The following is a 23,379-nucleotide window of genomic DNA, read 5'->3' on the forward strand; positions in this document are numbered from 1 at the left end:
CCATGTTACCCAAGATTTTAATTACCAATCCGGTACACGACGATGTGTACCAACGTTTGGCGGCCTTCGCCGACATAGATATGAATACCAGCGCCGAGCCTTGGTCCTATAACGAAGTATGTCATCGTGCAGCGGGCGCCACAGCCATGATGGGCTTTATGACCGACACGGTTGATGCAGGTTTGCTGCAAAGCGCGCCTGACTTGAAAATCATCGCTTGCGCGCTAAAAGGTTACGACAGCTACGACGTTGAGGCCTGTGACAAGGCGGGCGTGTGGCTCAGCATTGTGCCCGATCTGTTAACCGAACCCACAGCAGAGCTGGCCATCGCCTTGGCCCTTGGGTTGGGCCGCCATGTGCGCGCCGGTGACAGTTATGTCCGCCAGGGTGACTACCGCGGCTGGCGCCCCCACTTCTATGGCACCGGCCTCAAAGGTTCAAGGGTAGCGGTGCTGGGTTTGGGGCATGTGGGCAGCGCCATAGTCGCGCGCCTACAAGGCTTTGAATGCGCACAGATCATGGGGGTCGATAGTACCCGACAGTTGCCCGGTGTTGACGTTTGCGATCTCAGCAGTGCGTTGCAGCATGCGGATTTTATATTTCTCGCACTGCCGCTAACACGCGATAGCTGGCACTTGTTGGGCGCCGACCAATTGCAGCAGTGCAAACCGGGCCAATTGATAATCAATGTCGGACGCGGATCGGTCGTGGATGAGCTGGCCATTGCCGATGCCCTGACAGCAGGCAAACTGGGTGGTTATGCTGCCGATGTGTACAGTTGCGAAGACTGGGCCTACCAGGAACGGCTGACCCAGATTCCGGAAGCACTACTCAAAGCGAGCAATACCTTGCTTACACCGCACCTGGGCTCGGCAGTGAACTCAGTTCGCCGAGCCATAGAACACCGTGCCGCAGACAATATTATTGCGGTGCTGGAAGGCCGGGCACCACTGGACGCCATTACCCAGACTGTGCGTTTGGACTCAGTGGGGTGATGGTCAAGGCTTCGAGGCAGGTCGTCATTGGCTTGTCTCGATTGTTACCTCTGCTTTCACGCGTCATTCGCGCCCCATGTGTTCATCTCTTTTGTGCTTTTAACCGTCATCATCCCCCGCAGGCTAACCTTCTATCCGCATTCTCAGACATCCAGACAGCGGATTAGGACGCAGTAAGCGCACCATATTCCGCTTGGTTGGATAATGGTTAGCAATAACACGCATCCAGGAAACCAAAACCGTTTTAACTGAACTGCCCTGTTTTTTTGGAGTCTTTCCTCAATAAGCCATAAGTTGACCTGCCCGGCTGTAACAAACATCTTCACTCAGGCTGCAACAACTGAGTGACACTGGGCAGATAAAGGCTAGAATCAATCAAAGTGGGACTGCAATGGCTCAGAACGCCAGGTCCTTCAGACCTGATCTCTTTCTAGGAGTTGTCATGAAGATTCGCTCTGTAATCCTTGCCGCTGGTTTGATGGGTTTTTCTGCGATGGCGTCCGCCTCCAGCTTTATCGGTACTACCAATGCCGTGGGCAACATTCTGGTGAATATGGCTGAAGCCCTGGGTGACAGCACCGCCGCCACCTTTGGTTCGAACAAGGTCGTGCTGGATGCCCGGGATGATGCCGCCAGCTTCGTCGGCAGTGACGGTCAGGTACGTGGCGTTAACCTGGAAGCCGCACTGGGCGTTATTCGTCAAGAGATGCCCGACCTGCAAGCCACTGACATGCAACTGGCTGAGGCAATTCTGGCCCTGTGATTGCGGTCCCGAACACCCTGACTTATCAGGTTGCGCCTTAACATGCGCCCCGCTCTTGAGCGGGGCGTTGCCGTTCTGGCGGCGGCCCTGGCGCTGGTCTTGTCGCTTTGGATGCCTGTTGCTCAGTCAGCCTTGACCGTAAAGCTGAATCAGACCGGCTTGAGTACTGAGCAGCACCAGGCCAGTCAGCAGCTGCTGGATGCCGCGCTCGCTGCCTTGCCTCCCCGGCTGTCCCAGCACCTGGACCGTGAGGTTGTTGTTCGTTGGTCTCCAAGACTGCCGGACAGTGTCATGGGCCGAGCCAGCTTTAACAGTCAAATACGCTTGAATCAGCGTTGGCTCGATGCCCTGGTACAGGGGGAGGATCAAACCCTGCCCGCTGGACGGCAGCACGCGACGCTGCAACGTGAACTGCAAGCCACACTGATACACGAGCTGGCGCATTTTTATGACCAAGGCCGGTTCTGGTCTGCTGACGAGCGCGGGTTGATAAACACCTGTATGCGCCAACATAGCAGCCTTGGCCCGGTTGGCCTGCCAGTGGAATGCCTTGGCCAGTCGCAGCGACGCTTTACCCTGAGCGACGACCCCCGATTGCTTGAGCTTGCCGGTTGGCCCCAACGACTGGGTGGCCGTGGCGAGGTAGAACAGCAGAATAATCAAACCCTGCGCACGCCGGATGCCTATGAATTGAGCAACCCGCGCGAGTTTGTTGCCGTCAATCTTGAGTACTTCCTGCTCGACCCCGAATACCGCTGCCGCCGGCCGGGCTTACAGGCCTATTTTTCCGAGCACTTTGGCTGGGCACCCAGCGCGGCGGCAGACTGTGCGCCGGGCCTGTCTTATGTCAATGGCGGGCTGGATCTCGATCGACAGGTGTTAGGCCAGCTGGACGAGGATCGCATCTATCAGGTGCACTACCTGCTGGCCGAGCCGGAAGGCGCACTGGTCAGCCGCTGGGGTCACAGCATGCTGCGGGTTGTCGTCTGTGCACCCGGCAGACCCGTAGGCCCCGATTGTCTGATGGACCTGGAACATCATCTGGTGTTGTCGTTCCGCGCCTTCGTTGATGATCTGCAGATCTCCAGCTGGGATGGGCTGACCGGCGTCTACCCGTCGCGCTTGTTCATGCTGCCGCTGAGTCAGGTGGTCGATGAATACACCAAGGTCGAGTTCAGATCGCTGCAATCCGTGCCACTGAACCTCAGCACTGAAGAACAGATCAGTCTGGTGCGGCGCGCCGCCGAACTGCATTGGAACTACGACGGCACCTACTACTTCGTCAGCAACAACTGTGCGGTTGAAACCCTGAAGCTGCTGCGCAGCGGTACCGAGCACCCCGCTATTCGCCGCATGGAAACGGTCACACCAACCGGACTGAGAGCACTGCTCAAGCACGCCAACCTGATTGACGAGTCGGTCTTGCAGGACCAAAACGACGCCCTGCGTCAGGGCTACTATTTCGACTCCTACCGTGAGCGCTATCAGTTGATGTTCAACGTCGCGCGCGCCCGTTTGAACTTGCCACAGCAGAACGTTGAAGCGTGGCTGACACTGCCGCCGCAAGAACGAAGTGACTGGTTCGAGCAAGCCGACTATCGCGTTACAGCGGCCCTATTACTGCTTGAGCAGGCAGCCTTACGGCGCCAGGTTGTCTTGATTCAGCATGAACTCAAGGACCGCTATGTATCCGGGCGGCGTATGGACGATGCAGCCCTTAACGAAACCGGCGAACTGATGCGCCAGCTACTGCGCGAAAGCGGCTTCCTCAGTCGTCCCGCAGAACTCTTGCAGACCGGCTACGGCCTGCCGCAGAGCGAGGAAAGACAACAGCTCAAGCAACTGACTGATGAACGTCAGCAGGGGCTGCATGGATTGGCAGTGCTGGTGGATGAGCGTGCGCTGGAGATGATCAGCGCTGAGCATCGCCGGGCGGTGGAAACGAGTCAGCAGAATATCACCGCACTGGGCGTGCGGCTGCGGCAGTTGCATCGGGAGTCTGGGGGGCTGGTGCTGCCTTGAGGCGAGGCTCAGGCCTTTTCTAAAAACAGCGGAGCTGGGGCAGGTTTTGCCATTGCCTGCGACGAAGCGGGCAATGGCAAAACCTGACGCCCCTCGTGGAGCTCGGAGATTCGAATCTTCTCCCTCCGACAAAACAAACAAGGCTTAGCCCGGCTGCTGCGTGCTGCGTGGCTCCGTACTGCGTTCTTGGGCCGCCCGCAGTGCCTGCTTCAACTCGGTCTCGCAGTTGATCAGTTGCTTCTCCGCCTCGCCGCGCTGACGTCGGCCCTCGTTGGCGATGCGCAGCGCGTCGTCGATGGTGGCAATGAGTGCGTCGTTGGCCTGCTTTACCGACGCGATATCGACCACGCCACGCTCGACCTGGGTGCGAATGACTTCACTGGAGGTTCGCAGCGCGTCGGCATTCGAGGTCAACAGCTCGTTGGTCAAGTCGGTGGCCTGCTTCAGGCTGGTACCGGCTTCCATCGAGCGCGCGATAGTCACGGCCATAGCCAACTGCTGGCGCCACAGCGGAATGGTGTTGGCCATGGTCGAGCCGATCTTGCTCACCAGGGCCTTGTCGTTCTCCTGCACCAGGCGGATGGACGGCAGGCTCTGCATGGTCACCTGGCGGGTGAGTTTCAGGTCGTGGACGCGGCGTTCCAGATCGTCGCGCTTGGCGCGCATATCACGCAGCGACTGAGCCTGCAGCATATCGCCGCTGCTCTCGGCGTCGCGGGCCAGGGCCGGCAGGGTCTCTTGGTCAAGGCGGCGCAACGCTTCCTCGCCCGCGGCGATATACACCGCCAGCGTCTGGAAATACGCCAGTGTTTTGTCATACAAACGATCGAGCATGCCGATGTCCTTCATCAGCGCGCTGGTGTGGTCGTCGAGGCGATTGCTGATGACGTCGATGTGGCCGCGCACCTCTTCGTACTGCTGCAGGATACGGGCGATGGGTCGGGCCCGACCAAGCAGGCGCGCCAGCAAGCCGCGCTTGCGGTTCGGATCGAGCTCCTCCAAAGGAAAGCCGCGCAAGGTCGTCACCATCTCGCTCAGCGCCTGACCGGCCGGCCCGGTGTCCTTGTTGCGCACGCCCTCCAGCATCTCATCGGCCACTGTGGTCACTTCGCCCTGGGCGGCCGTGCCGAAGAACAGGATGGAGTTGCTGTCGTTGAGGTCGATCTCGGCCAGTGCACGCTCAATCTTGGCAAGCTCGGTACCCGTGGCTGCCTGGTAGCCCGTGACCTCGTTATCGGGCAGCGGCAGCTCTACGCTTACACCGGAGCCGCTTGCGCTGGACCCACTTGTACTGGACCCACTTATACTGGACAAAGGTTCGTTCATGTCATGACCTCCTCAGTTTATGCCTTCGCGCTTGAGCCGCGCGTTTAAAACCTCGATCTCGACATCCAGTGTAAGCACGTCGTTTTCCAGCAGCTTCTGGTGCTGCGCCTCGAAAGTCTGTTCCATGTCGACCAGCAGTTGCCGGAAGTTGTTCTCAAGCGGGCGACTGCGGATCTGGCGATGAGTGCGCGCATACTCCACCGTCACCTTCTCAGCGCTGTCGAGGTACAGGTGCAGAAACCGCCGCGCCCGGGCGGCATCGCGCGGATCCCGCTCGATCTCCGCGAGGATTTGCTTGCCGATACCGATGATCCGTTTCAAGCGCTCGACGAACTCCGGCACGGCAATCGACCTGGCGGCAGCCTCGATGCCCTGCAGCCGCCCATAGGCCTGCTTGAGCTGTACGATGACGGCAGCGCGGTCTACCCCGGCCACCTCCGGCAGCTCGATGCGCTTGCGCTTGGGGTCGCGGCCATAGAAACAGAAGTAGCCCACCGCCGCCAGCGCAGCGAAAGCGCCGATGCCGGTCAGACCATGACCTCCGGCGGTAGCCGCGAGACCGGTGCCGAGGGCCGTGAGGAGCGCGCTCACAGTCTTCAGCGGCACTGCCGGTGGATCGAGCTGTTGTCCTAGAAAGAAGCGCGCCTGAGCAACCAGACCACGCCAAGTGAGCACCCCGGCGGCGAAGAATGCAAAGATGGCGCCGCTGATGGCGGCGAGCCGACCGACATCGCCGCCGATGAGCGCCACAAAGAAAGCGATCAACAGTGGAAACGGCAGCAGGAACAGAGCCGCCGATTTCAACACCGGCACCCAGGCCCGGCTTTGGCGTATCAATTCTTTCATGGCTTGGTTCAGTCGTCCGTCAATTCCAGAACCGTCGGTAGCGACGGCAGCTCGGCCCCATGAAACACCGCCTGGCAGCTCGACACGGTAATGGTTGCCGTCAGCAAAAGCAGTCCAAGGACGCGGAGCGGGAGTCGGGCCATGAGTGCCTCTAATGCTGAGTAAAGGAAGGTGAATGAGAGGGTCTACATTGGCTTCAGACGGTATCGTCAAACCAGGGCATTGTCCAGTTGCGTAACAGGCCCGCCGCCCATTCAACCCGCGTATTCAACCATGCCGAAAAGACCCGACAGCCTGTTAATTTATGTCCAGATTTTTCACCGCCCCTGCCCGCACGGCCTGTGCATAATCAGGATCTGGTGCGATCTCCAACGAGAAGAAATCGGGGCAGATGGAAATATCCCAGTTTCAATGAAAGGGTCCTAAAATGATCCTCATTTGACCCCGATTGTTCCTCTGGTTTTGAGAACCAGGACTACAACTTTCGTTGCATCAACCAGTGCTCTTTGCCCCAGGCTTGGAAAGGCTCCATATAGTCCCATCCGCGCTTAGCGTAATAGTCCCCCCGATCATAGGTATGCAAGTACAGACGCTCATGGCCCTCGGCTCTGGCTAGGGAGTACACCCCTTCAATCAGTTGCTCAGCCAGGCCGCGCTCCCGTGCCTGAGGTGCAACAAAAACGCAGGCAAGCCAAGGCCCAAGGTCCGGTCGCTCAGGCAAATCGTTTTTGGCGAGGGATGCCCCGGCCAGAAGCTCGCCGTTTTCCAATGTAATAAGGCTCTGCCACTCCCCATTGCTTTGGCCCTCGCTGAATTCTCTTTGCCAATCAACCAATGGTTGCTCACTGTATTCGTACGCAAACTGCTGATGAACCCACAGCGCAAAGGTATCGCTGAAATCCAGATGATCGCGTAATAAAACTAACTGGAGCATGCGTATCGCCGTATAGCATTATTGGGGGACGAATCGTAGCAAATAACAGAATTGCCCGCCGGGCTTTGGCGGGTGAGCCGGTACGATGCCGAATATTGAGGAGCTCACGAATACGGCTAAGGCTAAAGGCAAGACCTGACCCTCGGCTTCTTGCGGCTTCTTGTACTGCCCTGAACCAGATAGATAAATTCATCTGACCTTGGTTTTATCTCACACTTCTTTATTTGTTTGCTAAAATTTTACCGCAGAAATTTTTCCAGAATAAAAAACGTAGTGTGGATGCGTATCTTTAAAAGTTACGGAAAATGCCTCAATAAAATTAGAATAAAGCATATCAGAAGATATAGAAACACTCCTATTCAAAAGCTTAACTTTAACCTTTATAAACCTCAATACCATTGAAAAAAGAAAGTGCCCTCTCAAAATATCAGTGTAAAGATATCCACTTTCTTCGAACAAACGATCAATCTCACAAGCTCTAGCATCATCAGTATAAGGAAAAATATCAGACAAATAACGACCTATCTTATCCTCGCAAAGTTCACAAGATGCTGTTGACAACATAAATCTATCTGCATTTTGCGGAATAACCTTAAATCCAAAACAATCAAGTTCATTAATTAAATCGTGAACAACGAGCATCTTAGATTTAGCACCTACCCTATCGAACCACTTCTGGCAGTCTTCTTTAGGAGCCTCTCTACTTGGCAGTCTAGCTAGATTCTTTATAATACGACTTAAGGCATCTGGCACCATTAAAGTATTCTCAATTGAATACCCAAAAGTTTTAATTATATAAGGATGCTCCTCTGAGCCTATGAAAGAATCATAATCCGAGTCCATTGCCACTAAATAGTCCGCCTGATTAGCAACAATAGGCTCGGCATACTTTAATAACTCAGGCTTCCCTCCTACAGCCTCTACCTCAACCTTAAAGTCAGCTATCTTTTCAAAAACTATTTCCCAAAACGGGATATCATCGTCACCCTCAACGTAAACAATTTTGTCCACACCGTGAAAACAGTTTAATACGTTCCTAGCCTCTATCGAGTAACTAAGCTCACCCATGGACAAGACTCTCCATATCAAATATTGAGCTTTTATATTTAGAGGCAACTTCTGGTGAATGAGTAGCCACAATAACTTGCGCATTCGGATTTATTTCTTTAATTGCTGGAATAATCTTACGCTGCCAAGCAATATGCAATGAAAGCTCAGGTTCGTCAGCTAAAAAAACATGCCTGCTATTTTTTGAAGCAGCGCTTCTATTAGTAATATTATCAACTGCTTTTCCCCAGAAGATAACTTAATATGCTCAATAATACCAAAATCATTCTCAATGATTAATCGGCCGGAAGAAAATGAAAATTCTTTATCACCAATAAACTCCTTAACAATTCTCAGAAAGATATTCATTTGAAAGTAAATTTCTTGATTTTTTTCTTTAGCCTCCAATGATAAATCTATGATTCTTCGTGTTTTTCTCATGGCCTCTAGTGGCTTTATATCTATAGACCGATTATCTTCATGCGATTCATTCCTACTAATTATTTCATTAATAGAGGAACTGATTGAAGACACATGGAAACGTATTTTCTTTCGGATATCCGCGTCTACTGCGTTAAGCTGTGTATATGCAGAAACTAAACGCGACTGTTCATCATCTTTATCAAAATCCAGTTGCCAGCCCTCCTCATTCGCGTCCTCTTCTCCGTAAAGTATAGAGGCCAAAACATCCTTCTGAAGTGACTTTGAAACTAACTGCGCTCTCTCAGCCAATTCAAGCTGAAACTCAGTTAATCCAGCTAGGGCCTGACTCAATCTATAGTCAACTGGAGAAACGATTCTAGAACCATGTCTGTCCCTTACTTCGTACTCGTCCTCGCTCCTCAATCTATAAACTGAAAGTGAAGATACGGCAACCAAGCTATCCAACTCTTGTCTTATTTCAACAGATTCCTCAAGCAACCTGCGTTTCAGTAGCGGTGAAGTGCGTCGATCTTCTTGACCTAAAAGTCTTAATATTTTTTTCTTGCGCGAAATCTGGTACTCCACAAATGGAAGTGGATAGCTTTCATGCTCAATCTTCTTAACCTTGATAGTTTTACGTTTACTACCATTTATCAAAACAATTTTAGCAGACTCAAAGTCGTTCTCCGACAGACCTGCTAGATCAACCTTCAATATTGAATGCAGAATATTCATGAAAGTGGTCTTACCAGTACCGTTTTTTCCAATAATGATATTTACATCTTCATTAAATTCGCATTTCGCATCAAAACGGTGCCAAAATTTTTCTATTTCAACTTTCTCTATCTTATACAATTTTAATACCTCGTTGAATATATTAATCTTAGCTGTTCGACGCTTATCAGCTTTTGATGTTTTTCAAAAAGCCTAAGAATGTTATTCAAAGAACCATGAACACAAAAGGGCGAATTTATTTTCCGCTACGCACTCTCTAAGAGCACTAAACAGTCACCATCCCTTTGCACTTTGGATATTTTCTACACCCCCAGAAATAGTTTCCCGCATTTCTACCTTGCCTAGCGATACGTTTTACCATCTCACTTTTACATAGCGGACATACAGGCTCTGTAGCCAATGACTGAAGTACAGTGGTGGTAGATATGACTGGCTCGACGACTGAAAATATAGGATTTCTATTGGCTAGCAAGATTTTGAGGTTGTCGCCATCTATCAATTGAACATTACGCCCCTCAGCAAAGGCTTTCGCCTCCGCCGTAAACTGCCCCGAGGTCACCACGTATCCACCTGCTGCCCCCTCCACCGCCATAGCCCCAAAGAACTCACGAATCACAGGCAAGCCCACTTTCAGCGAGCGCCAGTGCTTGCACTGCACCAGATGCTTTTCGCCCTCCTTGCGCAGAATAAGATCGATGCCGCCGTCAGCCCCGTTGCCGCCGGTTTCGGTGATGGCGTAACCCTTTTTGCGAAAGGCTTCACCAATCAACAGCTCGAACGCCTGCCAGCTCAAGCCATCTATGGCTTTGCCGGGCTGGGTCGCGGTATTGACGTTGTGGAGGAGTTTTTTGCGTTTACGCCGGGCAGCGATGGAGCCGAGTGCGCCAAGCGCGCAGGCAAAGGGGATCAGGTATTGACCAAACTGCGCGAAGGTGCGCCAGATCTGGCTCAGGAACACGCCGGAGATATCTTCAAGCTTGCCGGCAACGGGAGTTTCTGCAGGGCTGGATGCCACCTGGTGGAGTATCAACCAGGCAATAAAGCCAATCAGCAGACTTACCCACCAAGGCAGCTTGGCAAGTGCGTCTATCAGCTTTTCAAAATCCGAACTACGTCTGCGTGCCATCCTTGGGCTCCTGCGAGTGGCTTAATGCCATGCAGCCAAGTTAACCGCTTCCAGCGATTATGGCCACAATTTCGTTGGGATTATTTCACTCACTCACCAACCTCACTTATCTTCTTGCTGCTCACCAGCACTTCATTGTAAGCCGCTGCAAGAATACCAAAGACCTCGTATTGGTCATCGGTCAAATAGTACTGAAGCACCCAAAATGGAAGAAATCGGGGTCAGATGAAACTATCCCAGCCTCTCTGAACTGATCCTTAATTAATCTTCATCTGAACTGACCCTGATTACTCTCTATCAGGTGATATCAAAAAGTGATGAATTCTTTTTGTCTGCGTCCAGGCCGTCCAGAGTGTCACGCATCCGTTTGCTAGCCTGAAGTTGAAGCTGCTCGGCGCTAGTGGTCTGTGTGGTGCTGTTCATCTCGGCGATGCGCTCGGCGATCTTCTCGTCTACCTTGGTTTTCTCTTCAGGGGGCAGTGCATCATATTCTTCTTCGCTTAACCCCATTTGCTGCAACACGCTGTGCTTGACCTTGTCTGCGACGGACATGGCCATGTAGCGGCTGAATTCCTCAGCGGCGTCGTTGCCAGCCTCTTCGCTGGTCTCAACCTCGGCTTGTGCGCTTGCGTTGGCTTCGTTAACTGTCTGCATGACCTGACGGAATTCTTCTGCAGAGGTGTTGCGACTGCTGTTATTGGGGTAGGTCAGCGATCCCTGATGATTGTTGGTGATAATGTTGATAACGCTCATGGTGTACTCCCTGACGCGTTGACGATTTATTCATGCTTGCAATAAAGCTCTGACGTTAACTGCATAAATCAGGCCAGCCGGTGTTAACGCGCAAACCCGCTTTGCAATAGGGTTGTGTGGAGATCTCGGTGGGCAAGGGGGCAATGTTTTGCCGCATGTGGCAAAGCATGAAACATGAGTCGTCGCATCAAGACCACCTTACCAGCGCTCAAACGTGAGCCCCATTCGCCGGTCCGCCCTGGCTTCGGTATGTACCTTGAATCTATCGTTCCCCACCCGAGGTTCGCTGCATCACAGGTCACCGCCATCTCGCTCGCGCACCGTGTCCCCGAAGAGGTATTTGTAAGCGTCCTGACGTTTCTACTCCAGTCTTTATTGGTCTGATCTCGGTTTTGGGAGTTTCCGGATTATAGACGCTCCGCATCCGGCTCTGCGGCGTCCAACGTGCGAATCTCGGCCCTCTCGAAGGGGATGCAAACTTCAGTAACTGGGAGCAAATGGGCATTTATCGAAAATCTTTATCTGATCCCCGATTTCTCTACAGGCGCCAACGGCAACATGAGTTTTGCCTTGAGCAATCACTTCGCCGATTCATCTTGGACCATTACACTAGAACCCAATCACCCCACGCACTTTCCGGGCATGCGCCCCAGGCCAGATTGTGAAACTCAGCAAACGCCTCAAACAAATCAGATCCATGGTCTCGCCCGGTTATACCCACATCTGGGACTGCTGTTGTGATCACGGCCTGCTCGGCGCAGCGCTGCTCTCCGATCAGGCGGCACCGCACATCCACTTTGTTGACGTGCTGCCCAGGCTGATCAATCAGTTGAACGACAAACTCCAGCGCTTTTATCCAGGGACAGCCAACAACTGGCATACCCACTGCCTGGATACGGCCGCTTTACCGCTGGAGGATTATCTCGGCAAGCACCTGATCATCATTGCCGGCGTGGGTGGCGAGCTGATAACGCGCTTTATCCAGGAGATTCATCGCAGGCATCCCCACGCCCGGCTCGATTTTCTGCTCTGCCCGGTTCACCAGGAATACGATCTGCGCCAGCAACTGATTGCGCTGGAATTCAGCCTCAAAGAGGAAGTACTGATGAGCGATAACCAACGTTTTTATGAGGTATTGCTCGTCTCGGCAGAGCAAAAGGGAATGGCCGAATGGCAAACGATCAGCCCCGTGGGCGATACAATCTGGCAGGCAGACACCCCAGCGCAGGAGAGCATTGCCAGGCGTTATCTGCACAAGACGTTAGAGCACTACCAGAACAGCCAGAAGGGCAATGCAGACAATGCGCAAAAGGCTCTGGATGCTTATCGCGCGGTCACGATCAGCTGCCTACTTACGCAATAACCAATACAACATCAGGAGATAAACACCATGACCGTTTATATCATTGCCAGATTCAAAATTCATGACCGCAGTGAGTACGATAAATATGAAGCTGGCTTCTCAGAGGTCTTCAAAAAATTCGATGGCAAGCTGCTGAGTGTTGATGAAGATCCGATGCTATTGATGGGCGACTGGGATGATACTCGGTCGGTAATTATTGAGTTCCCATCAAAAAAATCAGCCTTGGCCTGGATGACATCTGATGAGTATCAAGCTATATCGAAGCACCGTAATGCCGGAAGCACAGCACACTCTATATTGGTGAAGGGATTGGAATAAAAAAGCTAAACGGGGTCAGATGAGCAAGACCTGCTCACCCGTCGTCACTGCTGAAGATTTATCTTCATCTGATCCCGATTGCCCTATTCCTGCCGTAATTACATTCCCTTGTAGCTAGATGCCAGCTCGGTAGTAACATGACATTCAGCACAGCCCGTCTGTGATAAAGTCCCGCTCCGCTGAAGACGACTCCCCCGCTGGCAAGAGACCCTGACTCCATGAACGAACCTAAACGGAAGACGTTGCTGTCCGATCTGCTGGTCGTAGACCAGATCGACGAGACCCGCTTCATTGGGCATCGCCGTGACGGCGATCACGGCCGCATCTTCGGCGGTGAGGTACTGGCCCAGGCGCTCATGGCGGCCTCCAAAACAGTGGCATCTGAGAAGCAGGTGCATTCGGTCCACAACTATTTCATGCGCCCCGGCGACAGCGATCTGCCGACTCATTATGACGTCTTCGCCGACCTGGACGGTCGTAGTTTCAGCAACCGCCGAGTCGTCGCCCGGCAGAATGACAAGCCGATCTTCAGCCTGACGGCTTCGTTCCAGGCTCTCGAGTCAGGGCTGGCCCATCAGCAACCCAGGCCAGAGGCACAGGGTCCGGAGGGGTTGCCCAATGAGCAGGATCTCGCCCGAACCCATGCCGACCAGTTTCCAGAGAAACTTTACAATGCTCTGATCCGGGAACGCCCCTTCGAGGTCCGCCCGGTCAATGGCGTGGCGAGCTTTATGACCGTCGAACCCACCAACCAGCAGAAGATGTGGTTTCGCTGTCGTGAGTCGATAGGGAGCGACGCGACATTGCAGCGCGCCATTCTGGCTTATGCGTCGGATCTATCCCTGCTCAGCACCTGCTTGCGGCCCCATGGAATGACCTGGCGCCATTCTCAAATACGGTCTGCCAGCATCGACCACGCCATCTGGTTCCACGCCGCCGAGATTCGAACCGAGGACTGGCTGCTCTATGTTATGGACAGCCCCTGGTCCGGGGCCTCGCGCGGACTGAACCGGGGCAGTATCTTTACCCGGGACGGGCAGTTGGTTGCTTCGGTGGCGCAAGAAGGCCTTATCAGAATGGTGGACTGAGATTTAATAGGGGTCAGATGAACATATCCCAACTTCTCTGAATGGGTCCTGAATTAATTTTCATCTGACCCCGATTTCAGTCCCAGCTCGTCCAGTAGCCCGGGATCATCGAAATGCCGTTGACCGATAAAGGCAATCGCATGGGTGCCATGAATGCGCATCGCGCCAGGGCTGGGAATACCCATGGGCCAGAACAACAGGCGTTCAGGCCGCCGGGACTCAGACACCAGACCCTGGGCGTCGAAAGGACTGTAATAGCCTCCGCTCGGGCTTTCCAAGGCCCTCAATTGCGCATAGGGCAGCATCGTTAGCGGCTGTGTCAGGCGTGGTGTTTGTTCAGCCTGCACACCAAGCAAATGATGGGTATTGGCTGCCAACCATAAGGTATGGCGCTGCTCCGGCTCCAAGGTTTGGCCGATATTGAACGGCTCCTGAGTACGGGGTATAGCAGGCTGGGCGTCATACCCGATGGCCGGAAAAAACTGATACCAGCAACCGCACTGATGCATCTTGTCGTAGCCCAGAACAGTGCCTGTCGGCAGCACGTGAACGCGCCAGGTGATGCCGTCGAACTGACCGGCGAGCAAATCCAGCGCCTGCGACGGCTTGCGCTCGGTAAACCAGACGCTGTAGTTCAGCTGCAGGGTCACCTGCCCCTGATAGCGGCCATGGCTGACATGGGAATAGATCGTCGGCTGGGTCGTATCCCGCTGAATGGTTCCGGTCGCGTCGGCAATCAACTGGGCGGGTCGGTCATTGTCGGCGGCTGCGCCATTGGTGTTTTCGATCGCCAGGGCCGGCACAAAAGCGCTGAGCAACTGATCCTCTATGGCTGAGTCCAGCAGGGGTATACCCAACTCATCCAGCGGTTGCTCGCGCAATAATGCCAGGGCGTCAGCAGGGGAAGGACTGGAAATCGGTTGCTGGTAATAGGTCCACTGCCCTGCCCGCTCGGCGCCGCTGGCAAGCTCGCGCTGTTGCAGCTGCAGCCTTTGGTGTTCGTTTACCACGGCCATATAAAACGGTGTTACGAGCAGCGGGTAAAGTCCGGCCCAGCGCTTCCATGGCTGATACTGATCGGACGCAGTCATGCCCGTTAACCGCGGCAATCCCGCCTGGTGCGCTACCAACGCGGCGCCACAGTGGGTGAGTGCCCCTTTTACCGCTGCCGGCTCGCCGGGCCAGTGCTGGCTCAACTGGTGCTGGGCGGTCGGCGGCAAACGCAACCACTCGATGAACAAGCCTTCGACCGCTATGGTGTTCTGATGCATCAGCCAACGCTGATACGCGGCCTCAGACAGTCCAGCCACATCAAAACTGGCCAGAAACCGCGACGTGCGCAAATGCGCAAGGCCCTCCACCCGCTGGTAGCGGGCATCCACTGTGTCTTGGTTGCGGGCCATGGCGTCCAGCGCGTCATACCCGGCGCGGCAGTCATGCAGGCTCGCCGGTATTGCCGCGTTGCTCGCCCTCATTGGCGCCCGATCAACAGTCGCCACATTGATTCCTGCACAGCCGGCCAGCGCAGCCAGTAACAGGGGCAGCGCCAACTTGAAACAGGATCTGGCAGCATATGGCATCAGCGGAAAACCTATGGAAACCTTGTGTCGAAAGTATCATCACCACAGGGGTAAGGGGACAGCTTTATTTGCCGACGGGCGTATCTTGAGTCAGCTCCCCGAACCACCTTCCCTATTTTACAAGTCACGTATGGTGCTGGATTCCGGCAAGCGTCAGGCAGTGCACAACGGTCGCTACGACGAGCGTTATCAAATAACCGTGCCCCGCTCTCTGACAGCAAGCGAGCACGCCAGAAATGGATAAGACCTCAATTTAGTTTCAGCAAGTTGCTCTGCCGCTTAAAATGCTACCCATATTGCCGAGCAGAGCGCTTTCGCGCTTCAAGACAGCGCGTGTAAGCGTCATGATAGACATCTTTACCCCTTTCAAGCCTTTGACTCGTCCTTACCCCCAAGGAGGCAAGCATGAACACTGCATCACGTCGTGGCCCTGAGATTCGGAGCGCCCTGCTGGTCAACCCCAGGCTCGACAGCGCGGCTGAGCTGAAGCTGGAAATCGAGCGGCGTATCGCTTTTATCAAGGATACCGTGCTGCGCTCGGGCACCCGCGCCCTGGTGCTGGGTATCAGTGGCGGGGTTGATTCAACCACGACCGGCAGGCTATGCCAGTTGGCAGTGGAGTCACTGCGCCAGGCTGGCACTGACGTCAGGTTTTACGCCATGCGTCTGCCCTATGGTGTGCAGGCTGACGAAGCCGACGCTCAGGCTGCGCTAGACTTCATTCAGCCGGATCAGCTGCGTACGGTCGATATCAAGGGGTCGGTGGATGCCTTGATGGCCAGCTTCGAGGAGGAGCCCGCCGATGCGGCCAAACGCGACTTCGCCAAGGGCAACATCAAGGCGCGCACGCGGATGGTGGCGCAATATGCGTTGGCCAACTTTACCAACGGGTTGGTCGTCGGTACTGATCATGCTGCCGAAGCGGTCATGGGCTTTTTCACCAAATTTGGCGACGGTGCCTGTGACCTGGCGCCGCTGACCGGGCTGACCAAAGGCCAGGTGCGGCGTATTGCTGCACAACTGGGCGCACCGGAAAAACTGGTTGGCAAGGTGCCGACTGCTGACCTTGAAGACCTGCAACCCGGCAAGCCGGATGAAGACGCCTTCGGGCTGACCTACCAGCAAATTGATGCCTTTCTGCTGGGTCAAGACCTGGACGAGAATGCGGCCAGCGAGATCATCAAACGTTACGATGCCACCGAGCACAAGCGTCAATTGCCACTGACCCCCTGAGAAGCCAATTGGGGTTAAGCTCGCAGAGGTCAAATGAACATTGATCGGTACGGCGCTGCAGGGGCACTGGGTGCTTTACTGGCAGACACCCGCCACAGACAAGGGACAAGTTCTGTAAGGCGACGGAGCGCCTTACAGTAATACAGGCAAAGAGCTTAAATCATCATGGTTATTCCACTCGTATAGTGGCCATGACAGCCCTGTTTCGACACCCTACCCGACCAAACGCCGCACCACCGCCAACGGCACCGGGCGCGCCTCCCGCTGTGCCAGATAACGGGTGCAGCTGACCCGCAGAAAGGAGGCGAAGTTCAACACTTCGCCGCGCAGCTCCATGATCTCGTCATACAGCTTGGTAATCAGCTGATTGGTGGTCATGCCGTCGACCTCGGCGATCTCCTGCAGTATCTGCCAGAACTGGTTCTCCAGCCGCAGGGTGGTGACAACGCCGCGAATGCGCAGGGAGCGGGAACGTGATTCATACAGAATCGGATCGGCTTTGACGTAAAGCTCACACATGTTGCCACCACTTGATCATGGGTTATTCCAGCTGGAGCGCGTCCAAGCTAGAGGTTTATCTGAGCGCCCAACAGCTTGATAAAAGCGGCCAGCCAGGCGGGATGCGACGGCCAGGCGGGGGCTGTGACCAGATTGCCTTGTACGTGGGCTGCATCCACAGGAATATCCATATAGGTACCACCGGCCAGCTGCACATCAGGACCACAGGCTGGGTAAGCACTGCATTCACGGCCTTTGAGTACGCCTGCCGCAGCCAGAAGCTGTGCACCATGGCACACGGCAGCGATGGGCTTTTGTGCCTGATCAAACTGCCGCACAATCTCGATGACCCGTTGATTCAGGCGCAGATACTCGGGCGCGCGACCACCGGGTATTACCAGGCCAACATACTCCTCGACCTTGACCTGGTCGAAGTCAAAATTCAGGGCAAAGTTATGGCCCGGCTTCTCGGTGTAGGTCTGATCACCTTCAAAGTCATGAATCGCGGTACGCACGGTATCCCCGGCTTTTTTATCTGGGCAGACGGCATGTACCTGATAACCGAGCATGGTCAGGGCCTGAAACGGCACCATGGTTTCATAATCTTCAGTGAAGTCACCGGCCAGCAACAGCAATTTCTTGGCAGTCATTTTCGTCTCCTGTTATCGATGAGACAAGCATGCACTGCATAGGCGGTCTGCGGGTAACAGCTGGCTACTACATCGTGACACTGCTGCCTTGGCAAGGGCACGTATAAGCTCATTACAAAGGTATGCCAGGCAGGCCTGGATCAATCAGCACACAACCCAAAACGCTGAAAAAGGGGGTGTCATTGATCGTCACAATGTTATTATGCAACGCGTCTTAAGATCAGGACTGTATTGCGTTATTTGACGACTTGCTCACCTGCACCTTTAGTTAACCATGTACAGCAAAAGCATTTGCAAAACGCGATACATCAGAAAGCTGGCTTGAATATTGCTTAAAAAAATACTGTTTAACAGCTTTTTGGCAGTGATCACTGTCCAAATACTCAATCGATTGCGCACCAGGATACCCTGTCATGACGCTTCAAAAAAAGTTCGCTCTCACGCTGACAGCCGTTTTGCTGTTGTTTATTACTGTAGCCGTTGCTGTCAGCTCACTGACACAGAGCAAGCGAATAAATCAACAGGCGCTGGCTGAAGCGACCAGTCGCAAGAATGACGCGGCCAGGCTTCTTGGGCTGACGGACTCAATCATGAGTGAGCGAGTAAAAAACAGCATGCGTCTATTGATTCAACGCGGCCAGGCCCTGGGTGAGCCCTCACTGAGCGAGAGGGTCAGCGTTGGCGCAGGATCCCCACCACAATTGCTGCTGGGCGGACTACCACAAGCCAATGACTTTAAGTTGGTCGACGGCGTTACGGAGATCATGGGCGGCACGGCGACGCTTTTCTCCCGGGATGGAGACAACTTTGTACGCGTGTCGACCAATGTACTGCGTGACGGACAGCGCGCTATCGGTACACAGCTTGATCCCAATGGTGCGGCAATAAAGGCCATCCTTGCAGGCAATGCTTTCTATGGTCAGGTAGATATTCTGGGCATGCCTTTTTTGACCGGTTATGAACCGATAAAGGATCTGCGGGGGAACACCATCGGCATCTGGTATGTCGGCTATTCCGCTGATTTGAGCGCCTTGGCTGAGGCCATATCCAGCGCTCGCATCCTGAAAGACGGTTTTGTTGCCCTGCGTGATCCCAGTGGCACATTGAGGATGTATTCAGATCACCTGACTGAGGAGACAATAAATCAGGCCCTAGGTGACGATCGGCCGCAATGGCAAGTCGAGACCCACACATTTACCCCCTGGGGCTATGAGATCATTGCCGCCTACTCTAAATCCGAAGTCCGCTCATTGGTTCGTGCCAATTCGATGTCGATAGCCATGATGATCACCGCCGCTGGGATCATATTGGCCCTGTGTATCGGCCTCATGATGAACATCATGATTAGTCGCCCTCTGAATGCCACCATTGCTTCGATTGAAAATATCGCAGATGGCGACGGTGATCTGACAGTCCGCTTCAAGAGCACCAACAAGGACGAGTTTGGCCTCTTGGCCCGAGCCTTTGACCGTCTGCTGGACCGTATTCAACATACCATTCGGGAAGCGCTGGACTCATCCAACACCCTCCTTGCGCAGGCTAACGAGCTGGCCAAGGTGGCTGAGCGTTCGAATGACTCTATCAACAGCCAAAATCGCGAAACCGAAATGGTTGCTACCGCCATGCATGAGATGAGCCTGACAGCGCACAGTGTGGCACAAAGTGCTGCGACTGGAGAGGATGCCGCGAACCAGGCGAGCACGCAGGCCCTGGAAGGGAGAGATGCCCTTAGCACCACGATCAGCAGCATTCAAAATCAGGCCCTGGAAATCTCATCCTCCATGAAGGTTATTGAGGAACTCGCCTCCGCCAGTGCTGATATCGACTCAGTACTGGAAGTCATTGTTAACATTGCCCAGCAAACCAATCTCCTGGCGCTCAATGCGGCAATTGAAGCGGCTCGCGCTGGGGAGCAGGGCCGTGGCTTTGCCGTTGTCGCGGATGAGGTACGCTCACTGGCTCAACGCACACAATCCTCAACAGAACAAATTCGCGGCATGATCGAGCGCGTACAGAACGGTGTCAGCCGTTCCGCCGAGATGATGTCAAACAACAGCAAAATGGCGAGTAACAATGCGGATGCGGCACAGGAAGCCGGCAAGGCATTTAATGATGTTCTTGAGGCGGTTACTCGCATCAGTCAGGTCAACACCGAGATTGCCAGTGCAGCAGAAGAGCAGAGTCATGTGGCTGAGGATATCAACCGCAATGTCCTGGGTATCAGTGATGAAGCATCAAGGAACAGTGAACTGGTACAACAAACCCGCGATGCCAGCCAGAACCTCACACTGCTGGCTGACAAACTACGTACGCTTCTCGCCTATTACAAGATTTAAAACCTTGCATCGCTTTGGCGCCCTCAATTCTGGGGTGCGCCGGCATCGCTTCTGGCCAACAGAATATGTGACCTGCCCAGCAAAGCTGCCAGCCGGCAATTGACCTGCACGCTTGAGCTATTAAGCTCCTTTGCCACACAGCAAGGTTCAACGCCAGCGCGATCACCACGGCGACAAACAACCTGGGTTGCTGCAGGTTCGACCATTTTTTTACAGGGAGCGTAAGACGTCATGCTAGGCATTGGTATTGGCTCAAAAACCTCGACCGGAGGTGTGGTCATTGAGGGGAATACAGGCCTGGTGTTCGATGGCCTGGTTGCCAGCTCGGTCGGCCATAAAGCCACCTGCCCGGCCTGCAACAAAGGGGTGGGCGAGATCGTTGCGGTCGGCGGCAGGACCGTCAACCTGCCTGCAGGCCCGGCTGCGCGAGCTGGCGATTACGTGGCCTGTGGCTGCCCGCCCGGCTCCAATACCTTGCTGCCCCAGGGCACGATTCTTGTGAGCAATATTCACTCAGGCGCGCCTGGCTCGGCACGCGGTCCTGGCCGCGTGAAACCGCTCGGCAAATCCATTGATCGGCTGTACTTCTCCTATGGCGAGGAACAGATCCCGGTAGGTGATACATCCCGTTTCTATACCGACCTGAATCTGCACGCCGAGACCACCGGTTATGTCCCTGGCGAGATGATCGAGATTGCCGTCAACGGCGTAACCAAGACCACCGTCAGCGGGCGTGTCGGCACAGACGGCAAGGTTCTTGTTCCGGGGCTCTTCGCGGCCAGAACTGTGCCCCTGCAAGGAGATATCTGAATGACCAACACGCTGACTGCCTCTGCCGGTAATGCCTCAACCAGCATCGCCGTGAAACGCCCCCGCTTCAAGGACCTGTGGGATGCCTATGCCGAGGTGGGGATGATGGGTTACCAGGGCGTGTATGACCTGGTCGGCGGCAATGTCGCCGAGCTGCGCCGCAGCAACCCGTCGGACTACACCAATGCCTGTGCTCTGCGCATGAGCAGAGCGTTCAATTACGGCGGCTATCAGGTGCCCTCCGGAACCATTATTCCCGGCACCAATATCTACCGTGTTCGCGGCGGTGACAGCTTGCCCTACATCATGAGGGTTACCGGGGTGATCGACTTTGTCAGACACAACTGGGGCGAACCGGACAAGACCCTGAGCCCCGACCAGTCAGCCACGCTGAACGGTCTCAAGGGCCTGATCGTGGTCGAGGTGAAGGGCTGGGGCGATGCGACCGGGCACGTGACACTCTGGGACGGCAGTGCGACCGGCGACGGCTCCGATTACCAGGACCCGAACAGCAGCTCCTACCGCAACCCCGGCGTGGCGCCGGTGCGCATACTGTACTGGGAGCTCAAATGATGAGAGCTCCGCTTTTGGCGCTACTGCTGCTTTCCGGCTGCTCTGCGGAGCTGGCAGATTCGGCTGACGAAGAGGCCCGGCAGTCCCTGAAAAACTATGGCCTGAGCCGCTGCCTGCTGGAGATCCAACCCGAGGAAGCCTCTGCCCTGCGTGAGGACCTGGCCACGGCCAGCCAAGCCTATCACTTCATGGGCAACGGCGCACACCGGATTGTACAGAATGAAGACAGCCTGGAAATACTGCACGACCCCTATCAGGCGACCCGCGACTTTGTCCTCAACCGCTTCGCCGTGACTGGCTCGGCAATGAAGTCCGGTAGCGGCAACAGCGCCTTTTATGCCTGCCTGGCCATCTACAACTCGGCCGAGTTCGATCAGTTTGTCCACACGCAGGACGCTTACCTGCCATAGGCTTACCCCCACCCATATTCAAAAACTGGTACTTGCTGGGAGCGGCCGAGTTCCACCTCGGCCTGGTGCACTAAGGCGACTCCGCGGGTCGAGATGGAACTCGACCTTCCCAGGGGAGAGGTATAACCAGAAGTGAACTGATCGGATTTCTAGCTTTGAATACCACCCTGACTGTCAGGCAGATTGCTATACTCATGGCATAGCCTCCCGAGCACAGCCTGCATGATGATGTTTCGTCCGGTCGCCACACACCTCATAAACGCATGCCGACGCTGGTCTTTGCCGGTCTTGCTGTTTCTGGCCTTCTGGCCGGGTGTGGCGTCAGCTGACTGTGAAAAAACCCTGCGCTGGGATGATGACCCGCCGTTCAGCATGCTGATGCCCGATGGTGAGGTAGGAGGTATTGATGTAGACCTCAATCGGGCTGCCCTGGCCCGTCTTGACTGCCAGCTTACATTACGAAAACTACCGTGGGCGCGGGCCCTCAGGGAGCTGGAACTGGGTCGGTTGGATATTCTGTCGGGCGCTTTTCGGCGTCCCGAGCGCGAACTCTATGCGTACTTCTCCGGAGCGGTATTACCTCCTTCGCGCAATATTCTCTTCATGCGCCAGCAAGCGCTGGAGCAATGGCCGGTCAACCGTCTGGTAGAGCTACAGAACACGTCCTTTCGTCTGGGCGCGCAGATCAATGTGTTCTACGGGCCGGACTTTCAGCAGGTCATGAGTGATCCGGCATTTATCGCACGGGTAACCAAGGTCGCCAACCGCACCAACCTGTGGCACATGGCAGCAAGAGGACGGATTGACGGCGTTATTGCCAATGAGTATACCGGGGTCTACGAAGTGGCCGAACTGGGCCTGAGTGAGCAGATCAAGGCCAGCGAGGTAGTGGTCTCCAGTCACGCCGCTGAAGTGGCCTTCAGCAAAGCCTCGAATGATGCGGATTTTGTTCAGGCCTATGCCGATGTCCTAAGGCAGTTAGTCGTCGATGGCAGTTATGGGCGGATTGTGCAGCGCTATGTGACTCCATGATTAATTCTTGTCGTTCAACGTACTGTCTGTTCGATATCTTTATGAGGCCGTTTCATTCATAGGGAAAGATAGCTGATACTTCCGGGCAGCAGTGATCGTCTGCACTTAATAGATCAAGCGGGCTGGAACTCAATCTTTTTTGGACAGCGTTCGGCCGACTCGCTTATCCTTCTGCTCAGCAAAGGAATGCAACCAGCTTTACTCTTACAGCCAGTCTGATATTTCTCTGCACATCCCGTCTTGTCACACCGCAATCACTGCAAGCTGGAGATTCGGTGTGTCTGGTTGCGGCTTGGAAACGCTATATACGGCTTGACACTCATTTGCCTGTATTTAGCCTAACTATAAAAAGAGATAAAAACATGGGAAAAACATTGCTTCTGATGGGGATCTTATTGCTTGGAGGTTGTGCAACTGGTTATCACAGTGCCAGCAACCCAATATTGGGATTTACGGGAGGTTATTTCGAGCAGGATGGACCAGGCGAACTGATTGAGGTGAGTTTTTTTGGTAACGGT

The 23,379-nt window shown here is 54.5% G+C and carries 23 protein-coding genes; 12 read left to right on the forward strand and 11 right to left on the reverse strand.

Going from position 1 to position 23,379, the window contains the following annotated elements:
* Positions 1–2 precede the first annotated feature (2 nt).
* The 3 genes from AC27HQ_RS10145 to AC27HQ_RS10155 all read left to right on the forward strand — a co-directional run bounded on the left by AC27HQ_RS10145 (position 3) and on the right by AC27HQ_RS10155 (position 3,780).
* Positions 3–995, forward strand: a complete 993-nt coding sequence (locus AC27HQ_RS10145; RefSeq protein WP_487156033.1) for an NAD(P)-dependent oxidoreductase — start codon at positions 3–5, stop codon at positions 993–995.
* Positions 996–1,437: 442 nt separating this feature from the next.
* A complete protein-coding gene (locus AC27HQ_RS10150) occupies positions 1,438–1,758 on the forward strand; it encodes a DUF2388 domain-containing protein (RefSeq protein ID WP_487156034.1) in 321 nt (106 codons plus the stop codon).
* A 42-nt stretch (positions 1,759–1,800) separates the two neighbouring features.
* A complete protein-coding gene (locus AC27HQ_RS10155; RefSeq protein ID WP_487156035.1) occupies positions 1,801–3,780 on the forward strand; it encodes a DUF7844 domain-containing protein in 1,980 nt (659 codons plus the stop codon).
* Between the two features lie 144 nt (positions 3,781–3,924).
* Here AC27HQ_RS10155 and AC27HQ_RS10160 read toward each other — a convergent pair whose 3' ends face one another.
* From AC27HQ_RS10160 to AC27HQ_RS10195, 8 genes are all read right to left on the reverse strand, one after another.
* Positions 3,925–5,106, reverse strand: coding sequence for a toxic anion resistance protein (locus tag AC27HQ_RS10160; RefSeq protein WP_487156036.1), 1,182 nt, complete (start codon positions 5,104–5,106; stop codon positions 3,925–3,927).
* 12 nt (positions 5,107–5,118) lie between these two features.
* Positions 5,119–5,952 carry a 5-bromo-4-chloroindolyl phosphate hydrolysis family protein gene (locus tag AC27HQ_RS10165; RefSeq protein ID WP_487156037.1) on the reverse strand — a complete coding sequence of 278 codons (834 nt, stop codon included), beginning with the start codon at positions 5,950–5,952 and terminating at the stop codon, positions 5,119–5,121.
* 475 nt (positions 5,953–6,427) lie between these two features.
* Positions 6,428–6,886 (reverse strand): GNAT family N-acetyltransferase, encoded by a 459-nt coding sequence (locus AC27HQ_RS10170; protein WP_487156038.1) that lies wholly within the window; start codon positions 6,884–6,886, stop codon positions 6,428–6,430.
* A gap of 231 nt (positions 6,887–7,117) precedes the next feature.
* Positions 7,118–7,954 carry a DUF4435 domain-containing protein gene (locus AC27HQ_RS10175; protein WP_487156039.1) on the reverse strand — a complete coding sequence of 279 codons (837 nt, stop codon included), beginning with the start codon at positions 7,952–7,954 and terminating at the stop codon, positions 7,118–7,120.
* Positions 7,947–8,093, reverse strand: coding sequence for a hypothetical protein (locus AC27HQ_RS10180; protein ID WP_487156040.1), 147 nt, complete (start codon positions 8,091–8,093; stop codon positions 7,947–7,949). Before AC27HQ_RS10180 ends, AC27HQ_RS10175 begins: the two co-directional genes overlap by 8 nt.
* A 20-nt stretch (positions 8,094–8,113) precedes the next feature.
* Positions 8,114–9,211 carry an ATP-binding protein gene (locus AC27HQ_RS10185; protein WP_487156041.1) on the reverse strand — a complete coding sequence of 366 codons (1,098 nt, stop codon included), beginning with the start codon at positions 9,209–9,211 and terminating at the stop codon, positions 8,114–8,116.
* Between the two features lie 145 nt (positions 9,212–9,356).
* On the reverse strand, positions 9,357–10,217 hold the full coding sequence (locus AC27HQ_RS10190; RefSeq protein WP_487156042.1) for a restriction endonuclease: 861 nt from the start codon (positions 10,215–10,217) through the stop codon (positions 9,357–9,359).
* Positions 10,218–10,514: 297 nt separating this feature from the next.
* On the reverse strand, positions 10,515–10,970 hold the full coding sequence (locus tag AC27HQ_RS10195) for a hypothetical protein (protein ID WP_487156043.1): 456 nt from the start codon (positions 10,968–10,970) through the stop codon (positions 10,515–10,517).
* Between the two features lie 661 nt (positions 10,971–11,631).
* Between AC27HQ_RS10195 and AC27HQ_RS10200 the strand changes: the two genes are divergently transcribed.
* The 3 genes from AC27HQ_RS10200 to AC27HQ_RS10210 all read left to right on the forward strand — a co-directional run bounded on the left by AC27HQ_RS10200 (position 11,632) and on the right by AC27HQ_RS10210 (position 13,739).
* A complete protein-coding gene (locus tag AC27HQ_RS10200; protein WP_487156044.1) occupies positions 11,632–12,333 on the forward strand; it encodes a tRNA (adenine(22)-N(1))-methyltransferase in 702 nt (233 codons plus the stop codon).
* Positions 12,334–12,360: 27 nt separating this feature from the next.
* Entirely contained in the window at positions 12,361–12,651 is a 291-nt protein-coding gene (locus tag AC27HQ_RS10205) for a DUF1330 domain-containing protein (protein WP_487156045.1), read from the forward strand.
* A gap of 218 nt (positions 12,652–12,869) precedes the next feature.
* Complete coding sequence (locus AC27HQ_RS10210; protein ID WP_487156046.1) at positions 12,870–13,739, forward strand: acyl-CoA thioesterase; 870 nt, start codon at positions 12,870–12,872, stop codon at positions 13,737–13,739.
* A 53-nt stretch (positions 13,740–13,792) separates the two neighbouring features.
* Here the strand turns inward: AC27HQ_RS10210 and AC27HQ_RS10215 are convergent, their stop codons facing one another.
* Positions 13,793–15,319, reverse strand: coding sequence for a hypothetical protein (locus AC27HQ_RS10215; protein ID WP_487156047.1), 1,527 nt, complete (start codon positions 15,317–15,319; stop codon positions 13,793–13,795).
* Positions 15,320–15,724: 405 nt separating this feature from the next.
* Here AC27HQ_RS10215 and nadE point away from each other — a divergent pair, with 405 nt between their 5' ends.
* A complete protein-coding gene (gene nadE, locus AC27HQ_RS10220) occupies positions 15,725–16,552 on the forward strand; it encodes an ammonia-dependent NAD(+) synthetase (protein WP_487156048.1) in 828 nt (275 codons plus the stop codon).
* 213 nt (positions 16,553–16,765) lie between these two features.
* Here the strand turns inward: nadE and AC27HQ_RS10225 are convergent, their stop codons facing one another.
* On the reverse strand, positions 16,766–17,071 hold the full coding sequence (locus AC27HQ_RS10225) for a ribbon-helix-helix domain-containing protein (protein ID WP_487156049.1): 306 nt from the start codon (positions 17,069–17,071) through the stop codon (positions 16,766–16,768).
* 47 nt (positions 17,072–17,118) lie between these two features.
* A complete protein-coding gene (locus tag AC27HQ_RS10230; RefSeq protein WP_487156050.1) occupies positions 17,119–17,700 on the reverse strand; it encodes a DJ-1/PfpI family protein in 582 nt (193 codons plus the stop codon).
* Between the two features lie 413 nt (positions 17,701–18,113).
* Between AC27HQ_RS10230 and AC27HQ_RS10235 the strand changes: the two genes are divergently transcribed.
* The 5 genes from AC27HQ_RS10235 to AC27HQ_RS10255 all read left to right on the forward strand — a co-directional run bounded on the left by AC27HQ_RS10235 (position 18,114) and on the right by AC27HQ_RS10255 (position 22,861).
* Entirely contained in the window at positions 18,114–20,036 is a 1,923-nt protein-coding gene (locus AC27HQ_RS10235; RefSeq protein WP_487156051.1) for a methyl-accepting chemotaxis protein, read from the forward strand.
* A gap of 231 nt (positions 20,037–20,267) precedes the next feature.
* Positions 20,268–20,846: a PAAR domain-containing protein gene (locus tag AC27HQ_RS10240; RefSeq protein WP_487156052.1), complete on the forward strand. Its 579-nt coding sequence runs from the start codon at positions 20,268–20,270 to the stop codon at positions 20,844–20,846.
* A complete protein-coding gene (locus tag AC27HQ_RS10245; protein ID WP_487156053.1) occupies positions 20,847–21,419 on the forward strand; it encodes a type VI secretion system amidase effector protein Tae4 in 573 nt (190 codons plus the stop codon).
* Positions 21,419–21,829 (forward strand): hypothetical protein, encoded by a 411-nt coding sequence (locus AC27HQ_RS10250; RefSeq protein WP_487156054.1) that lies wholly within the window; start codon positions 21,419–21,421, stop codon positions 21,827–21,829. The genes AC27HQ_RS10245 and AC27HQ_RS10250 overlap by 1 nt, the downstream gene beginning before the upstream one ends.
* Positions 21,830–22,051: 222 nt before the next feature.
* Positions 22,052–22,861: a substrate-binding periplasmic protein gene (locus AC27HQ_RS10255; RefSeq protein WP_487156055.1), complete on the forward strand. Its 810-nt coding sequence runs from the start codon at positions 22,052–22,054 to the stop codon at positions 22,859–22,861.
* Positions 22,862–23,379 lie beyond the last annotated feature (518 nt).

The sequence above is a fragment of the Halopseudomonas sp. 4NH20-0008 genome, from assembly GCF_057548395.1.

Coding starts and splice junctions, on each gene's coding strand:
- AC27HQ_RS10145 (WP_487156033.1), top strand. CDS start 3: ATGTTACCCAAGATTTTAATTACCAATCCGGTACACGACGATGTGTAC.
- AC27HQ_RS10150 (WP_487156034.1), top strand. CDS start 1,438: ATGAAGATTCGCTCTGTAATCCTTGCCGCTGGTTTGATGGGTTTTTCT.
- AC27HQ_RS10155 (WP_487156035.1), top strand. CDS start 1,801: ATGCGCCCCGCTCTTGAGCGGGGCGTTGCCGTTCTGGCGGCGGCCCTG.
- AC27HQ_RS10160 (WP_487156036.1), bottom strand. CDS start 5,106: ATGAACGAACCTTTGTCCAGTATAAGTGGGTCCAGTACAAGTGGGTCC.
- AC27HQ_RS10165 (WP_487156037.1), bottom strand. CDS start 5,952: ATGAAAGAATTGATACGCCAAAGCCGGGCCTGGGTGCCGGTGTTGAAA.
- AC27HQ_RS10170 (WP_487156038.1), bottom strand. CDS start 6,886: ATGCTCCAGTTAGTTTTATTACGCGATCATCTGGATTTCAGCGATACC.
- AC27HQ_RS10175 (WP_487156039.1), bottom strand. CDS start 7,954: ATGGGTGAGCTTAGTTACTCGATAGAGGCTAGGAACGTATTAAACTGT.
- AC27HQ_RS10190 (WP_487156042.1), bottom strand. CDS start 10,217: ATGGCACGCAGACGTAGTTCGGATTTTGAAAAGCTGATAGACGCACTT.
- AC27HQ_RS10195 (WP_487156043.1), bottom strand. CDS start 10,970: ATGAGCGTTATCAACATTATCACCAACAATCATCAGGGATCGCTGACC.
- AC27HQ_RS10205 (WP_487156045.1), top strand. CDS start 12,361: ATGACCGTTTATATCATTGCCAGATTCAAAATTCATGACCGCAGTGAG.
- AC27HQ_RS10210 (WP_487156046.1), top strand. CDS start 12,870: ATGAACGAACCTAAACGGAAGACGTTGCTGTCCGATCTGCTGGTCGTA.
- AC27HQ_RS10215 (WP_487156047.1), bottom strand. CDS start 15,319: ATGCCATATGCTGCCAGATCCTGTTTCAAGTTGGCGCTGCCCCTGTTA.
- nadE (WP_487156048.1), top strand. CDS start 15,725: ATGAACACTGCATCACGTCGTGGCCCTGAGATTCGGAGCGCCCTGCTG.
- AC27HQ_RS10225 (WP_487156049.1), bottom strand. CDS start 17,071: ATGTGTGAGCTTTACGTCAAAGCCGATCCGATTCTGTATGAATCACGT.
- AC27HQ_RS10230 (WP_487156050.1), bottom strand. CDS start 17,700: ATGACTGCCAAGAAATTGCTGTTGCTGGCCGGTGACTTCACTGAAGAT.
- AC27HQ_RS10235 (WP_487156051.1), top strand. CDS start 18,114: ATGACGCTTCAAAAAAAGTTCGCTCTCACGCTGACAGCCGTTTTGCTG.
- AC27HQ_RS10240 (WP_487156052.1), top strand. CDS start 20,268: ATGCTAGGCATTGGTATTGGCTCAAAAACCTCGACCGGAGGTGTGGTC.
- AC27HQ_RS10245 (WP_487156053.1), top strand. CDS start 20,847: ATGACCAACACGCTGACTGCCTCTGCCGGTAATGCCTCAACCAGCATC.
- AC27HQ_RS10250 (WP_487156054.1), top strand. CDS start 21,419: ATGAGAGCTCCGCTTTTGGCGCTACTGCTGCTTTCCGGCTGCTCTGCG.
- AC27HQ_RS10255 (WP_487156055.1), top strand. CDS start 22,052: ATGATGATGTTTCGTCCGGTCGCCACACACCTCATAAACGCATGCCGA.